The following is a 15,212-nucleotide window of genomic DNA, read 5'->3' on the forward strand; positions in this document are numbered from 1 at the left end:
TCACGCTGCCGCTGATCAAGGCCTCGGTCGAGAAATACGTGAAGGAAAAAGGCATCACCCTGCGCGATTGTGCTGCCGAGAAATAAGCCACACCCACCAGACCCACCCGGCCGGGGCAGCGGCCCCGGCCCCGGAAGGAGCCCCGCCATGCAAGCAACGCCTACGCCCTACCTGCTGTCGGTCAACAATATCGAAGTCATCTACAACCACGTGATCCTGGTACTCAAAGGCGTGTCGCTGGACGTACCGGAAGGCCAGATCGTGGCGCTGCTGGGCGCCAACGGCGCCGGCAAGAGCACCACGCTGAAAGCCATCTCCACCCTGCTACGCTCGGAACGCGGCGACGTCACCAAGGGCAGCATCGAGTTTCGCGGCCAACGTATCGACGCGCTGACGCCGGACCAGCTGGTGCGCCAGGGCGTGGTACAGGTGATGGAAGGCCGCCACTGCTTTGGCCACCTCACCGTGGAAGAAAACCTGCTGACCGGCGCCTACACCCGCGCCATCAGCCGCAGCGAGATCAAGCTGGCATTGGAGCGCATTTACCATTACTTCCCGCGCCTGAAAACCCGGCGCCAGAGCCAGGCCGGCTACACCAGCGGCGGCGAGCAGCAGATGGTGGCCATCGGCCGCGCCATGATGGCCGACCCGCGCATGATCCTGCTGGACGAACCGTCGATGGGGCTGGCACCGCAGATCGTGGAGGAAATCTTCGAGATCGTGCGCGAGCTGAACGAAAAGGAAGGCGTCAGCTTCCTGCTGGCCGAGCAGAACACCAATGTGGCGCTGAAATACGCCCACTACGGCTACATCCTGGAAAACGGCCGTGTGGTGATGGACGGCAGCGCCGACGACCTGCGCAGCAACGAGGACGTGAAGGAGTTCTACCTGGGCCTGGGCGGCGACGGCCGCAAGAGCTTCCGCGACGTCAAGCACTACCGCCGCCGCAAACGCTGGCTGGCGTGATGTTTTGCCACGGAAGCAACGGCTAACCTTTTGCCACGAAAAACACGAAAGACACGAAAAAACCCGGCAAACCAGAAACGCCATGCACGTATCGCTGCGGCGCTGGCGGATCGGGCGGCTGCCGGATGCCGTTCGTGAGATGCCTGTCGAAGCATGCATGGCTTCATGCCGTGCCACCCTGCAGCAGCGTCGTTCTCGCACCCTGCATGCGGTGCATCACGCGGCCTGGTGACACCCGGGGTTGGCGCTTGTTCGTGTTTTTTCGTGGATTTCGTGGCCAGAAACAGCTGCCGCGACGGCCACGACGCATCCATCAACCAGGAAACCGCCACCATGCCCCATCTCGACGCACTGGAAACCCGCGCCCACAGCGACCGGCTGGCTGCGCTGCTGGCACGCCTGCCGGCCCAGCTGGCGCACGCCAAAACCCATAGCCCGGCCTACGCCCGCCTGCTGGCCGACGTAGACTGCCAGCGCATCACCAGCCTGGCCGCGCTGGCCACGCTGCCGCTGACGCGCAAATCGGCGCTGTTGGCCGCACAGCAGGCCAGCCCGCCGTTTGGCGGTTTTGCCACCCTGCCTCCCGGCCAGATGGCGCGGCTGTTTGCCTCTCCCGGCCCCTTGTACGAACCCCAAGGCCAGCACGGCAACGGCTGGCGCCTGCAGCGCGCCCTGTACGCCGCCGGCTTTCGCGCTGGCGACGTGGTGCACAACGGCTTTTCCTACCACTTCACCCCCGGCGGCTGGATGATGGACGCCGGTGCCCGCGCGCTGGGTTGCGCGGTGTTTCCCGGCGGCACCGGCCAGACCGAGCTGCAAGTGCAGGCCATGCGTGACCTGGGCGCCAGCGGCTACACCGGCACGCCATCGTTCCTGAAGCTGATCCTGGAAAAAGCCGAACAGCTGGGCGTGGCGCTACCGCGCCTCAACAAGGCACTGGTCAGCGGCGAAGCCCTACCGGCTAGCCTGCGCGCCTGGTTTGCCGAACGCGGCGTCACCGTGTTCCAGTGCTACGCCACCGCCGACCTGGGGCTGATCGCCTACGAAAGCCAGCCCGGCGCCGGCATGGTGGTAGACGAAGACGTGCTGCTGGAGCTGGTCAGCCCCGGCAGCGGCCAACCCGTCGCCGACGGCGAAGTGGGCGAGGTGGTGGTCACTACCTTCGACAGCGCCTACCCGCTGCTGCGCTTTGCCACCGGCGACCTGTCGGCCACGCTGCCCGGCCCGTCGCCGTGCGGGCGCAGCAATGTGCGCATCCAGGGCTGGCTGGGGCGCGCCGACCAGAGCGCCAAGGTGAAGGGCATGTTCGTACACCCGGAGCAGGTCCACGCGGTGGCCGCCCGCCACCCACAGCTGGGCCGCGTGCGGCTGGTGATCCGCCAGCTCGACCACCAGGACCAGATGACGCTGCACGCCGAGTGCCCTACCCCGCACGACGCCGCTACCCTCGACAGCGTGGCCGCCACGCTGCGCGAGTTGACCAAGCTGCGCGGCGAGGTCTGCCTGTGCGCGCCTGGCAGCTTGCCGGCTGACGGCAAGATCATCGCCGACGAGCGCAGCCTGGTCTGATCGGCTGGCTGCTGGCCGGTGTGCGGGCGATGGCCGCCCCCTCGCCCATACCGCACCGGCCAGCACGGCTGTACCACTACCGCCACACGCCCCTTGTTTTCCGCCTGCGGCCAACATGCAAGGTGGAAAAAACCAAGCACTTGCTTTAATTTGATACTCAATTGACGTTTACGTTAACGTATACTCAAACCGTGCCCACACGGCCACACAGGAGAACACCCATGTCGCACCTGCCCACCGTCAAGCTGCTGATCGGCGGCGAATTTGTCGAATCGCGCACCACCGAATGGCGTGAGGTCGTGAACCCGGCCACCCAAGAAGTGCTGGCGCGCGTTCCGATGGCCACCGCCGACGAAGTGGCCGCCGCCATCGCTGCCGGCAAGGCGGCATTCACACGCTGGAAGAAAACCCCGATCGGCACCCGCGCCCGCATCTTCCTGAAGCTGCAGCAGCTGATCCGCGACAATATGAAAGAGCTGGCCGCGCTGCTTACCGCCGAACAGGGCAAAACCCTGGCCGACGCCGAGGGCGACATCTTCCGCGGGCTGGAAGTGGTGGAACACGCGGCCAACATCGGCACCCTGCAGCTGGGCGAGTACGCCGAAAACGTGGCCGGCGGCGTGGACACCTACACCGTGATGCAGCCGCTGGGCGTGTGCGCCGGCATTACCCCGTTCAACTTCCCGGCCATGATTCCGCTGTGGATGTTCCCAATGGCCATCGCCACCGGCAACACCTTCGTGCTGAAGCCGTCGGAACAAGACCCGCTGGTGACCATGCGGCTGGTAGAGCTGGCGCTGCAGGCCGGCGTACCGGCCGGCGTGCTGAATGTGGTGCACGGCGGGCCGGACGTGGTGAACGCGCTGTGCGACCACCCCGACATCAAGGCCATCAGCTTTGTCGGCTCCACCCGCGTCGGCACCCACGTGTACAACCGCGCCAGCCTGGCCGGCAAACGCGTGCAGTGCATGATGGGCGCCAAAAACCACGCCATTGTGCTACCGGACGCCAACAAGGAGCAGGCGCTGAACCAGCTCACCGGCGCCGCCTTTGGCGCGGCCGGCCAGCGCTGCATGGCGCTGAGCGTGGCCATTCTGGTGGGCGAGGCGCAACAGTGGCTGCCGGACCTGGTGGCCAAGGCACAAAGCCTGCGCGTGGGCGCCGGCATCGACAACCCGGACCTGGGCCCGGTAATCAGCTGCGCTGCGCGCGAACGCATCCACGGCCTGATCGAACGCGGCGTCGCCGAAGGCGCCACGCTGGCGCTGGACGGCCGCCAGGTCAGCGTGGCCGGCTACCCGCGCGGCAACTTTGTCGGCCCCACCATCTTCAGCGACGTGAAGCCGGGCATGAGCATCTACGACCAGGAAATCTTCGGCCCGGTACTGTGCCTGATAGCCGCCGACACGCTGGACGAGGCCATCGAGCTGATCAACGCCAACCCCAACGGTAACGGCACCGCCATCTTCACCCAGAGCGGCGCCGCCGCCCGCCGCTTCCAGGAAGACATCGACGTCGGCCAGGTGGGCGTCAACGTGCCGATTCCGGTGCCGGTGCCGCTGTTCAGCTTTACCGGCTCGCGCGCGTCCAAGCTGGGCGACCTGGGCCCGTACGGCAAACAGGTGGTGCTGTTCTACACCCAGACCAAGACCGTCACCAGCCGCTGGTTCGACGACGACGCCAGCAGCGGCAAGGTGCAGACCACCATCTCGCTGAAGTAAGTGCCGTGGCGCAGCGGGCGATACAGCCTGCTGCGCTTGCAATAGATCAGGCAAAAGGAAACACGATGGACTTTGCACTCAGCGACGAACAGCTGGCCTTCCAGGACAGCGCCCGCGAGTTTGCCCGCTGCGAGCTGGCGCCGCACGCCGCACACTGGGACGAACAGGAAATCTTCCCGCTGGATGTGCTGCGCCGCGCCGGCGAAATGGGCTTCTGCGGCCTGTACACCCCCACCGAATACGGCGGCCTGGGCCTGCCACGGCTAGACGCCGCCATCATCTTCGAGGCGCTGGCCGCCGGCTGCACCAGCACCACCGCCTACCTCACCATCCACAATATGGTGAGCTGGATGATCGGCAGCTTTGCCCGCCCCGACGTGGCGGCAGAATGGGTACCGGCGCTGGCCGCCGGGCACAAGTTTGGCAGTTACTGCCTCACCGAGCCGGGCGCCGGCTCCGATGCGGCCAACCTGCGCACCCGCGCTGAGCGCGACGGGGAACACTACGTGCTGAACGGCAGCAAGGCCTTCATCAGCGGTGCCGGCAGCACCGACGTGCTGGTGGTAATGGCGCGCACCGGCGGGCCGGGCGCCAAAGGCATCTCGGCGCTGGTAGTACCCGCCGACCTGCCCGGCATCCACTACGGCAAGAAAGAAAAGAAAATGGGCTGGAACAGCCAGCCCACGCGCACCATCACCTTCGACAACGTGCGGGTGCCGGCGGCCAACCTGCTGGGGCAGGAAGGCCAGGGCTTCACCTTCGCCATGAAAGGGCTGGACGGCGGCCGCATCAACATCGCCACCTGCTCGGTGGGCACCGCCCAGGCCGCGCTGGAAGCCGCCACCCGCTACGTGCAGGAACGGCAGCAGTTCGGTCAGCCGCTGGCCGAGCTGCAAAGCGTGCAGTTCCGCTTGGCCGACATGGCCTGCGAGCTGATTGCCGCGCGCCAGATGGTGCGCCTGGCCGCCTGGCAGCTGGACAACGGCAGCTCCGACGCCACCGCCTACTGCGCCATGGCCAAACGCCTGGCCACCGACACCGGCTTCAAGGTGGCCAATGAAGCGCTGCAACTGTTTGGCGGTTATGGCTATATCAAGGAGTACCCGCTGGAACGCTATGTACGCGACAACCGCGTGCACCAGATACTGGAAGGCACCAACGAGATCATGCGCGTCATCACCGCCCGCCGCCTGCTGCAAGACGGCGCGCTGGACAGCTTGCGCTAAAGAGCAAAAGCAGATTGGCCACGAAAACACGCGAAAGGCACGGAAAAAACGAGGGCAAGCCGGGCAGATCACACAACAGCAGCCTGCCTTTTCCGTGCCTTCGGTGTATTCCGTGGCAAAAACAAAACGCACTGTTACTTAGCTAGCAAATCGACAGCACAATCAGGAAACCACACCATGTCCTACACCAACCTCAACGTGGAAAAGATCGGCCACACCGCGCTGGTCACCATCGCCAACCCGCCGGCCAATACCTGGACGCTGGACAGCCTGCAGGCCCTGCAGCAGCTGGTGGCGGACCTGAACGCCGACCGCAGCATCTACGCACTGGTAATCACGGGCGAAGGTGAAAAATTCTTCAGTGCCGGCGCCGACCTCAAGCAGTTTGCCGACGGCAACAAAGGCCACGCCGCCAGCGCCGCCATGGCCTTCGGCGCCGCCTTCGAGGCGCTGTCCGGCTTCCGTGGCGTCAGTATTGCCGCCATCAACGGCTACGCCATGGGCGGCGGGCTGGAGTGCGCGCTGGCCTGCGATATCCGCATTGCCGAAGAGCAGGCGCAGATGGCGCTACCGGAAGCCGCCGTCGGCCTGCTGCCGTGCGCCGGCGGCACGCAGAATCTGCCGTGGCTGGTGGGCGAAGGCTGGGCCAAACGCATGATCCTGTGCGGCGAGCGGGTAGACGCCGCCACCGCGCTGCGCATCGGCCTGGTGGAAGAAGTGGTAGCCAAAGGTGGCGCCCGCGACGCAGCGCTAGCGCTGGCCGACAAGGTTGGCCGCCAGTCGCCGGTGGCGGTCAGCGCCTGCAAGACGCTGGTGCAGCGCGCGCGCCATGCGCCGCCTGCGGCCAACCTGATCCACGAGCGCGAGCTGTTTACCCAGCTGTTCGACAGCGAAGACCAGCGCGAAGGCGTCAACGCCTTCCTGGAAAAACGCACGCCGGTGTGGAAGAACGCCTGATCTTTTTTTGCCACGAAAAACACGAAAAGCACGAAAGTAAAACCAACCCGGCTACCGTTGGCAGACAGTAAAAAACCTGAGCCATGCGGAGAAATGTTTCGTGTCTTTTGTGGTTTTCGTGGCAAGACGGTTTTCGTATCAACACCTCGCCATTACCAAGGAACCCCATGAACGAGCTTGTGCTGTTTGACGAAATCGCCACCACCGCCGGCATGCGCCTGGGCGTGGCCACGCTGAACGCCGAGAAGGCGCTGAACGCGCTGAACCTCGACATGATCCGCTTGCTGGACGCGCGGCTGTCGATCTGGGATGCCGACGACGGCATCGCCGCCGTGCTGCTGCGCGGTGCTGGCGACAAGGCCTTCTGCGCCGGCGGCGACGTGCGGGCGCTGCGCGACGCGCTGCTGGCCGACGACTGCTACCCCAACCCGGTGGCCGAAGACTTCTTCACCCGCGAGTACGCGCTGGACTACCGCATCCACACCTATCGCAAACCGCTGCTGGTATGGGGCAGCGGCATCGTGATGGGCGGCGGCCTGGGCCTGATGGCCGGCGCCAGCCACCGCGTAGCCACCGCCAGCACCCGCATCGCGATGCCGGAAATCACCATCGGCCTGTACCCGGACGTGGCTGGCAGCTGGTTCCTGCAGCGCATGCCGGCCAAAAGCGGGCTGTTTCTGGGCCTGACCGGCGCGCCGCTGAACGCCCGCGACGCCCTGCTGGCCAACCTGGCCGACCACATCCTGCCGCAAGGTGGCTGGGACACACTGCTGGCGGCGATGGCCGCCAGCCACTGGCAGGCCGACCCGGCGGCCAACCATGCCCGCCTCACCGCTTTGTTGGGCGAGCTGGAGAACCTCAACGCCGACAGCGTGGCCGACAGCGCGCTGCAACGCAATCTGCCGGCCATCCACACGCTGATGAACAAGGGCTCGCTGCACGCTATCGACCACGCGCTGCGCCACACCGCTTTCGAAGACCCGTGGCTGGCCGCAGCCGCCAAGACCTACCTGGCCGGCTGCCCCACCAGCGCCGCCGTCACCTGGGAAATCTTCCGCCGCGCGCGCCATTTGTCGCTGGCCGAGGTCTTCCGCATGGAGCTGGCGCTGTCGCTGAACTTCTGCGCTGGCCCGGAATTCCGCGAAGGCGTGCGGGCGCTGCTGGTAGACAAGGACCGTCAACCCAAATGGGCCCGCCCCACGCTGGCCGACGTGGACAACCACACCGTGGCCGGCCACTTTACCCAACCCTGGCGCGCTGCCGACCACCCGCTGGCCGCGCTGGCCTGATCACCCGAAGCAAGGACACAAAATGACGCAAATCGCATTTATCGGCCTGGGCAATATGGGCGGCCCGATGGCGGCCAACCTGGTGAAAGCCGGCCACATGGTCAACGGTTTCGACCTGTCCGCTACCGCACTGGAACACTTCGCCGCTGCCGGCGGCCGCCCGGCAGACAGCGTGGCCCACGCCATTGACGGCGCCGAGGTCATCATCTCGATGCTGCCCGCCGGCCAGCACGTGGAAAGCCTGTACCTGGGCGAAAGCGGCCTGTTTGCCCGCCTGCCGACCGGCACGCTGGTGATCGACTGCAGCACCATCGCCGCCCACACCGCGCGTGGCGTGGCCGAAGCCGCCGCCGCGGCCGGGCTGCGCTTTCTGGACGCGCCGGTGTCCGGTGGCACCGCCGGTGCCGCCGCCGGCACCCTCACCTTCATGATCGGCGGCGATGCGGCCAACGTGGAAGCCGCGCGCCCGCTGCTGGCCAGCATGGGCAAAAACCTGTTCCACGCCGGCGCTGCCGGTGCCGGCCAAACCGCCAAGGTGTGCAACAACATGCTGTTGGGCATCCTGATGGCCGGCACCGCCGAAGCGCTGGCGCTGGGCGTACAAAACGGGCTGGACCCGGCCGTGCTGTCGCAAATCATGGGCAACAGTTCTGGCAGCAACTGGGTGCTGGATCGCTACAACCCATGGCCCGGCGTGATGGACATGGCCCCCGCCAACCGTGGCTATAGCGGCGGCTTCATGAGCGAGCTGATGCTGAAAGACCTGCGCCTGGCCAGCGAAACCGCCAGCCAGAGCCAGGCGGCCAACCCGATGGGCAGCCAGGCGCAGCAGCTGTTTGAGCAGCACGTAGCGGCCGGCAACGGCAAGCTGGATTTCTCCAGCATCGTGCAGCACTTCGCCGCACGCTAAGGCGCCGGCCACGCACCGGCATACGGCTGCCAAGCTGCCTTGATGGCGCTGGGCAGCCGTTGCATTTTGAATATTTGCTATAAAACCATGCGGTTTGCTCACATGGCAGCGCTATTCAATGTACACTTGCATCTTCGCGTCCCCACCAATCAACGCGACACCCCTCTGGCCAGGCAGCCTGCCGGCCCACCCCTTGAACTAATTGATTTGTCCGCCCGGATTGGTATTGCCATTGCAATGGGCAGACACCCTGATTGCACAATAAATGTCCGAACTGACTTTTGACGCACTAGGTCTGGCCGAGCCGCTGCTGCGTGCCGTGGCCGACACCGGTTACACCAGCCCCACCCCGATTCAGGCGCAAGCCATTCCGCAAGTGCTGCAAGGCGGCGACCTGTTGGCCGCCGCCCAGACCGGCACCGGCAAAACCGCCGGCTTCACCCTGCCGCTGCTGCACCGCCTGATGGACAAACCGTCCAAACAGAAAGGCCGTCCGCGCGCGCTGGTACTGACCCCCACCCGCGAACTGGCCGCCCAGGTTGAAGAATCGGTCCGCGAGTACGGCAAATACCTGCCGCTGAAATCGATGGTGATGTTCGGCGGTGTCGGCATCAACCCGCAAATCGCCGCCCTGCGCAAGCCGGTAGACATCCTGGTGGCCACCCCGGGCCGCCTGCTGGACCACGCCGGCCAGAAAACCGTCGACCTGTCCGGCGTAGAGATCCTGGTGCTGGACGAAGCCGACCGCATGCTGGACATGGGCTTCATCCACGACATCAAAAAAGTGCTGGCCCTGCTGCCGGCCGAACGCCAGAACCTGCTGTTCTCGGCCACCTTCTCGAAAGAGATCAAGACCCTGGCCGACAAGCTGCTGAACCAGCCCAAGCTGGTAGAAGTGGCCCGCCCGAACCAAACTAACGAACAGATCACCCAGAAGGTGCATCTGGTGGACCGTGACCGCAAGACCGAACTGCTGATCGAAATGATCAAGGCCGGTGACTGGCACCAGGTACTGGTCTTCACCCGTACCAAACACGGCGCCAACCGCCTGGCCGAGAAACTGGAAAAAGCCGGCATCGCCAGCATGGCCATCCACGGCAATAAGAGTCAGGGTGCCCGCACCAAGGCGCTGGCCGGCTTCAAGGATGGCAGCCTGCCGGTACTGGTCGCCACCGATATCGCCGCCCGCGGCCTGGACATCGAAGAACTGCCGCACGTGGTGAACTACGAGCTGCCCAACGTGCCGGAAGACTACGTACACCGCATTGGCCGCACCGGCCGTGCGGGCTGCCAGGGCGAAGCCATCTCGCTGGTATGCGTCGACGAGCTGGGCTTCCTGCGCGATATCGAAAAGCTGACCAAGCAGAGCATCGAACGCTTTACGGTACCGGGCTTCGAAGCGGACCCGGACGCCGAGCCGCAAGCCATCGAAATCGGCCTTGGCCGCTACATCCACGGCGCCCTCACCCCGACTACCGCCCCCAAAGGCGGCAGCAACAACCGTCGTGGCGGCGGCAGCAACAACCGTCAGCGCCAGGGCAAACCGGCTGCCGACAAGGCTGAAGGCCAGGCGCAAGAAAAACGCGCCCCGCGTGCTGCCAAACCGGCAGGCGAACAAGCGGCACAAGGCGCCCGCAAGCCCGCTGGCCAAAACGGCGAAGGCCGTCGCAACGGCCAGGGCAGCAAGCCGCGTGGCGATGCGCAGCCGCAGCAAGCCAAGGCCGCCGACAAGGCGCGCCAGCCGCGTCAGGAAAAACCGCGCAACAAGCAGCCGCAAGGCGAGCCGAACGGCAACTTCTACTACGATGACGGCCCGCGCCAACCGACGCTGACCATGCACGAACTGGGCATGGGCACATTGCCGACGCGCAAACCGCGCCAGCAAGCCGGTAACGGCATGGGCCAGCCTGCGCGCAACCAGGGCGGCCAAGGCTTCGGCAATGGCCGTGGCGGCAAACCGCGCCAGCAGCAATCGGCGTTGTTCAGCGCGCCAAAGCGCAAGCCGTAAGCCACGGCAGCACGACGCGAAAGCCCCGACTTGCCATGGCGAGTCGGGGCTTTTTTCTTGTGACGATGATCAGGCCCAGGTCGGCTTGTCCGATAGCGGCGCGGCAAAGCCAGGATGCCGGTAATCGCGGCCGGCACCCGGCAAACGTTGCCGGGCTTGCTGAGGCAAACCGTCACCCAGCCGGGCTAAGGCCAGCCCTTTGCCATATAGTGCCCGTAAGGGCTGGCGGACGGGAGATGCCATTATTGCAATGCAAATAGGACAATGGCAGAGAATGTACGCTACGGCTTTGCTCAGGCAACATCGAGCAAAGCCGCCTGTCACGCATCATAAGCTTGGCAGCTTGCGTTTTGGCCAAGCTTGCGATGACGGGTACTCAGACTTTGGGCTGTACGGTATAGCCCTTGGCTTGCAGCGCTTTTTGCCATTCGCTCAGTGCGATATCCACCAGCGCCGGCTGCCCGCTGAAACCGAACTCGATGTGCATCTGCGCAATACGCTCGTTGCCGAAACTGGGCAGGCTGGACAGACGCAAAGCCGGGTAGCGGGCGACAAAGTCCTGCATCAGGCTGATCAGGTCGCCTTCGCGTGCGTCCAGCGCAATGCAGCCGCGCTCGACGTCCGGGCTGTCGCTGAACAGCTGGCGGTAGTGGGTATCCAGCACCCATTCCACCATCGGCCACGCCATATTCGGGAAGCCGGGCACAAAGTGCACGTTGGCGCAGCTGAAGCCGGGAATCTGGTTGATCGGGTTGGGGATGATGCTGGCGCTGGCCGGGAAGGTGCCCATATTGATGCGGTGCGGGTAGGCTTCGTCGCCAAAACGGCCTTCGATCAGCGCCCGGGCCTCGGGGTGCACGGTCAGCGGCTCGCCCAGCGCAGCCGCTGCACAGGCGCGGGTGTGATCGTCGGGGGTGGCCCCGATGCCACCAAAGCTGAACACCAGGTCGCCACTGGCAAACGCACGACGCAAGGCGGCTTCGATACGTGCCGGGTCGTCGCCCAGGTACTCGGCCCACGCCAGCTTCATGCCGCGCGCGGCCAACATGCGGATCAACGACTGCATGTGCTTGTCCTGGCGTTTGCCGGACAACAGTTCGTCACCAATGATCAAGGCACCGGTTTTCATGGTTTCAGCTTCCAAGTTGTTGACGTATTGTATAGTACAACATTCCAACAAGCTCGCGCAGTGCCTGATGGGTTTGCTGCATCGCCACACCGGAAGGCAGCCACAGCACCAAGCCTTGGCCGTCGTAACGCACATAGCCGGTGGACCCCGGCAACACCTGCAGACCGGCCTGTGCAAAGAACGGCAACGCCCGCGGCATGTGCCAGGCCTGGGTTATCAGCACGATGCGCTGCACACCATCACGCGCCAGCAGCGCCTGGCTATAACGGGCATTTTCGAGTGTGGTACGCGAGGCCGGCTCCTGCCAGCGCGCACTCAGCCCGTAGTGCTGCTGCAGTACACGCGCCATCACCACCGCCTCCGGCTCGCCCCCCAACGGTGCACCACCGGATAGCAGTAAAGGCAGGCCGGTCTGCCGCGACAGCCAGGCGCCGTATTGCAGGCGCTGGTTAGCCGCGCCGCTCAGCACGTTGGCCGCGTACTCCGGCGCCGGCTTGACGCCGCCGCCAATCACCACGATGGCTTGGGCCGTACGCGCTTGCGCCAGCGTCAGCGGCGGGTAGCGCTCCAGCCAGCCATTAAGCCACAACGCCGTTACCGGCAGGCTGAGCAGGTAGGCCAGCAGCGCCATCATGCCCAGCACACCGTATTGCAGCAGCGGGCGGCGGCGCAAACAGAGTAAGGCAGCCAGCGCAGGCAGCAGGTAAACCAGTGGCGGCAATATCAGCGCGCCCAGCAGTTGGTGCCACAGCACCAGGGTGTCGGTTTGAGCAGTCATCAGGTTTTCCAAACATCAGGCTGCTGCATGATATCGGCAGTGCCGGCCGCAGCACAAAACAAAAACCCCCTGCCTGGGCAGGGGGTTTGGGGGGCATGCAGCGCTGCTTAGTCGCCGAGGTAGGCGTTACGCACGCGCTCGTCGGCCAGCAGCTCTTGCGCCGGGCCGCTCATGGTGATGCGGCCGCTTTCCATGACGTAACCGCGCTGCGACACTTCCAGCGCCAGCTTGGCGTTCTGCTCTACCAGCAGCATGGTCACGCCTTCCTTGGCTACCGTCTGGATGATCTCGAAGATCTTCTCCACGATCAGCGGGGCCAGACCCATCGACGGCTCGTCCAGCAGCAGCAGCTTGGGCTGGGAGATGATGGCACGTGCCATCGCCACCATCTGCTGCTCGCCACCGGACAGCGTACCGGCCAGCTGCTTCTGGCGCTCCTTCAGACGCGGGAACAGCTCGTAACCGCGTTCGATGTCGCGCTGGATACCGTCCTTGTCGTTACGGTGGTAGCCACCCATCTGCAGGTTTTCCTCGACAGTCAGCTTGCCGAAGATGCCACGGCCTTCCGGTACCATCACCAGACCGTTACGCACGAAGTTGTAGGAGGCGATGCTGTCGGTTTCCTTGCCATCAAACGTGATGGAGCCACCGGACTTTTTCACCATCCCCACCAGGGTCTTCAGCGTGGTGGTCTTGCCGGCGCCGTTGGCACCGATCAGGGTGACCAACTCGCCCTTGTTGATATGAAAATCGATGCCACGAACGGCCTGAATGCCGCCGTAAGACACTTGCAGGTTTTTGACGTCCAACAGGCTCATGAGTGTGCCGCTCCCAGGTAAGCTTCAATGACTTTCGGATCCTTGCGCACCACTTCCGGCACGCCTTCGGCGATCTTCTTGCCGTAGTCCAGCACGGCAATACGGTCGCACAGGCCCATCATCAGCTTCACGTCGTGTTCGATCAGCAGCACTGTCACGCCGTCGTTGCGGATCTTCTCCATCAATGCCTTCAGGTCTTCGGTTTCCTTCGGGTTCATGCCGGCCGCCGGTTCGTCCAGCGCCAGCAGCTTGGGCTCGGTCGCCAGCGCACGAGCGATTTCCAAACGGCGCTGATGGCCGTACGACAGGTTACGGGCACGCTCGTGTGCCACATCCTCGATACCCACGTACTTCAGCAGCTCCCAGGCTTTGGCTTCGATGGCTGCTTCCTCGTCACGGGTCGCCTTGTTACGAAGGATGGCACCCAGCGCCCCCGCTTTGGAGCGGATATGGCGGCCAACCATCACGTTCTCCAGTGCCGTCATTTCATGGAACAGACGGATGTTCTGGAAGGTACGGGCAATACCGCTTGCCACCACCACATGCGGCGGCGCACGGAACAGGTCTTTACCATCGAAGGTGAACACACCTTCATCCGGGGTGTACAGACCGGTCAACACGTTGAACATGGTAGTCTTACCGGCACCGTTCGGGCCGATCAGGCCGTAGATCTCACCCTTGTTGATATGCAGCGCTACATTGTTCAGCGCGTGAAGGCCACCAAAGCGTTTGTGGATGCCTTCGATTTTCAGCAGTACTTCAGCCATGGCTTAACCTTTCTTGGCATCTTCAAACTCGGCCTTGCGGCGCTTGGACGGCCACATGCCTTCCGGACGGGTCAGCATCATGATCACCATGGCCAGACCGAACAGCAGCATACGGGCGTTTTCCGGGTCGACAATCATCTTGCCGAAGGCGTGCATCTGCAGCGGGCCAATCACATCACGCAGGATTTCCGGTGCAATGGTCAGGACCACCGCGCCCAGAATCACACCCGGGATGTGACCCATGCCGCCCAATACCACCATGGCGAGGATCATGATCGACTCCAGCAAGCCGAACGATTCCGGCGAGATGAAGCCCTGGAAGGAAGCAAACAGGCCACCAGCTACACCACCGGACAGCGCGCCCAGGGCAAAAGCCAGCAATTTGATGTTGCGGATGTTCAGACCCATCGCCGACGCAGCGATCTGGTCTTCACGCATGGCTACCCAGGCACGGCCGATACGGGAGTGCTGCAGGCGGTAGGCCATGATGACCACACCGACGGTCAGGATCAGGAACAGGTAGTAGTACATGTGTACCGGGTTCAGCGTGAAGCTGCCGATCTCGATGGACTTGCCCAGCGAAATACCGCCAATCTGGATCGGGTCGATCAGGTTGATACCCTGTGGGCCGTTGGTCAGGTTGAACGGCGCGTTCAGGTTGTTCATGAAGATACGAATGATCTCGCCGAAACCCAGGGTCACGATAGCCAGGTAGTCACCCTTCAAGCGCAGCACCGGCGTACCCAGCAGCAAACCGAAGATGGCCGCAAACAGCGCCCCCAGCGGAATGGTGATGTAGAACGGCAGGTGGATGTCGAAGTGAGGCGAGCCCAGCAGCGCAAAGGTGTAAGCACCGACGGCGTAGAAGGCGATGAAACCCAAGTCCAGCAGGCCGGCAAAACCCACCACGATGTTAAGGCCCAGCGCCAGCATCACGTACAGCAAGGCGAAGTCGATGGTGCGAACCCAGGAGTTACCCAGGGTGCTACCCACCACGAAAGGCAGCACTGCCAGCACGATGGCCGAGGCAATGAACACGCCGAGTTTTTTGTTGGTATTCATAGCGAAACGTAC

At 64.2% G+C, this 15,212-nt stretch carries 13 protein-coding genes; 8 read left to right on the top strand and 5 right to left on the bottom strand.

Going from position 1 to position 15,212, the window contains the following annotated elements:
• Positions 1-147 precede the first annotated feature (147 nt).
• From ACK4FZ_RS14660 to ACK4FZ_RS14695, 8 genes are all read left to right on the top strand, one after another.
• On the top strand, positions 148-966 hold the full coding sequence (locus tag ACK4FZ_RS14660) for an ABC transporter ATP-binding protein (protein WP_144373062.1): 819 nt from the start codon (positions 148-150) through the stop codon (positions 964-966).
• A 333-nt stretch (positions 967-1,299) separates the two neighbouring features.
• Positions 1,300-2,535, top strand: coding sequence for a phenylacetate--CoA ligase family protein (locus tag ACK4FZ_RS14665; protein ID WP_409822090.1), 1,236 nt, complete (start codon positions 1,300-1,302; stop codon positions 2,533-2,535).
• A 221-nt stretch (positions 2,536-2,756) separates the two neighbouring features.
• Positions 2,757-4,256 carry a CoA-acylating methylmalonate-semialdehyde dehydrogenase gene (locus ACK4FZ_RS14670; RefSeq protein WP_409822092.1) on the top strand — a complete coding sequence of 500 codons (1,500 nt, stop codon included), beginning with the start codon at positions 2,757-2,759 and terminating at the stop codon, positions 4,254-4,256.
• A 65-nt stretch (positions 4,257-4,321) separates the two neighbouring features.
• A complete protein-coding gene (locus tag ACK4FZ_RS14675) occupies positions 4,322-5,482 on the top strand; it encodes an acyl-CoA dehydrogenase family protein (protein WP_409822093.1) in 1,161 nt (386 codons plus the stop codon).
• Positions 5,483-5,659: 177 nt separating this feature from the next.
• Complete coding sequence (locus tag ACK4FZ_RS14680) at positions 5,660-6,439, top strand: enoyl-CoA hydratase (RefSeq protein ID WP_409822095.1); 780 nt, start codon at positions 5,660-5,662, stop codon at positions 6,437-6,439.
• 167 nt (positions 6,440-6,606) lie between these two features.
• Positions 6,607-7,728 (top strand): enoyl-CoA hydratase/isomerase family protein, encoded by a 1,122-nt coding sequence (locus ACK4FZ_RS14685; RefSeq protein ID WP_409822097.1) that lies wholly within the window; start codon positions 6,607-6,609, stop codon positions 7,726-7,728.
• A 22-nt stretch (positions 7,729-7,750) separates the two neighbouring features.
• Complete coding sequence (gene mmsB / locus ACK4FZ_RS14690; protein ID WP_409822099.1) at positions 7,751-8,638, top strand: 3-hydroxyisobutyrate dehydrogenase; 888 nt, start codon at positions 7,751-7,753, stop codon at positions 8,636-8,638.
• Between the two features lie 265 nt (positions 8,639-8,903).
• Entirely contained in the window at positions 8,904-10,646 is a 1,743-nt protein-coding gene (locus ACK4FZ_RS14695; protein WP_409822101.1) for a DEAD/DEAH box helicase, read from the top strand.
• 376 nt (positions 10,647-11,022) lie between these two features.
• On the opposite strand, the gene ACK4FZ_RS14700 is transcribed toward ACK4FZ_RS14695, so the two are convergent.
• The 5 genes from ACK4FZ_RS14700 to ACK4FZ_RS14720 form a co-directional block, all read right to left on the bottom strand.
• The gene (locus tag ACK4FZ_RS14700) at positions 11,023-11,775 is read right to left on the bottom strand and encodes a competence/damage-inducible protein A (RefSeq protein ID WP_409822103.1); all 753 of its coding nucleotides are present in this window, start codon (positions 11,773-11,775) and stop codon (positions 11,023-11,025) included.
• A 4-nt stretch (positions 11,776-11,779) separates the two neighbouring features.
• Positions 11,780-12,553 (bottom strand): YdcF family protein, encoded by a 774-nt coding sequence (locus ACK4FZ_RS14705; RefSeq protein WP_409822105.1) that lies wholly within the window; start codon positions 12,551-12,553, stop codon positions 11,780-11,782.
• Between the two features lie 107 nt (positions 12,554-12,660).
• The gene (locus ACK4FZ_RS14710; protein WP_409822107.1) at positions 12,661-13,371 is read right to left on the bottom strand and encodes an ABC transporter ATP-binding protein; all 711 of its coding nucleotides are present in this window, start codon (positions 13,369-13,371) and stop codon (positions 12,661-12,663) included.
• Positions 13,368-14,138: an ABC transporter ATP-binding protein gene (locus tag ACK4FZ_RS14715; protein WP_409822109.1), complete on the bottom strand. Its 771-nt coding sequence runs from the start codon at positions 14,136-14,138 to the stop codon at positions 13,368-13,370. Before ACK4FZ_RS14715 ends, ACK4FZ_RS14710 begins: the two co-directional genes overlap by 4 nt.
• Before the next feature lie 3 nt (positions 14,139-14,141).
• The gene (locus tag ACK4FZ_RS14720) at positions 14,142-15,200 is read right to left on the bottom strand and encodes an ABC transporter permease subunit (RefSeq protein ID WP_409822110.1); all 1,059 of its coding nucleotides are present in this window, start codon (positions 15,198-15,200) and stop codon (positions 14,142-14,144) included.
• Positions 15,201-15,212: the final 12 nt, after the last annotated feature.

The organism is Vogesella sp., from assembly GCF_046297735.1.
GTDB lineage: Bacteria > Pseudomonadota > Gammaproteobacteria > Burkholderiales > Chromobacteriaceae > Vogesella > Vogesella urethralis.

Coding starts and splice junctions, on each gene's coding strand:
- ACK4FZ_RS14720 (WP_409822110.1), bottom strand. CDS start 15,200: ATGAATACCAACAAAAAACTCGGCGTGTTCATTGCCTCGGCCATCGTG.
- ACK4FZ_RS14695 (WP_409822101.1), top strand. CDS start 8,904: ATGTCCGAACTGACTTTTGACGCACTAGGTCTGGCCGAGCCGCTGCTG.
- ACK4FZ_RS14680 (WP_409822095.1), top strand. CDS start 5,660: ATGTCCTACACCAACCTCAACGTGGAAAAGATCGGCCACACCGCGCTG.
- mmsB (WP_409822099.1), top strand. CDS start 7,751: ATGACGCAAATCGCATTTATCGGCCTGGGCAATATGGGCGGCCCGATG.
- ACK4FZ_RS14700 (WP_409822103.1), bottom strand. CDS start 11,775: ATGAAAACCGGTGCCTTGATCATTGGTGACGAACTGTTGTCCGGCAAA.
- ACK4FZ_RS14710 (WP_409822107.1), bottom strand. CDS start 13,371: ATGAGCCTGTTGGACGTCAAAAACCTGCAAGTGTCTTACGGCGGCATT.
- ACK4FZ_RS14705 (WP_409822105.1), bottom strand. CDS start 12,553: ATGACTGCTCAAACCGACACCCTGGTGCTGTGGCACCAACTGCTGGGC.
- ACK4FZ_RS14715 (WP_409822109.1), bottom strand. CDS start 14,138: ATGGCTGAAGTACTGCTGAAAATCGAAGGCATCCACAAACGCTTTGGT.
- ACK4FZ_RS14670 (WP_409822092.1), top strand. CDS start 2,757: ATGTCGCACCTGCCCACCGTCAAGCTGCTGATCGGCGGCGAATTTGTC.
- ACK4FZ_RS14665 (WP_409822090.1), top strand. CDS start 1,300: ATGCCCCATCTCGACGCACTGGAAACCCGCGCCCACAGCGACCGGCTG.
- ACK4FZ_RS14675 (WP_409822093.1), top strand. CDS start 4,322: ATGGACTTTGCACTCAGCGACGAACAGCTGGCCTTCCAGGACAGCGCC.
- ACK4FZ_RS14685 (WP_409822097.1), top strand. CDS start 6,607: ATGAACGAGCTTGTGCTGTTTGACGAAATCGCCACCACCGCCGGCATG.
- ACK4FZ_RS14660 (WP_144373062.1), top strand. CDS start 148: ATGCAAGCAACGCCTACGCCCTACCTGCTGTCGGTCAACAATATCGAA.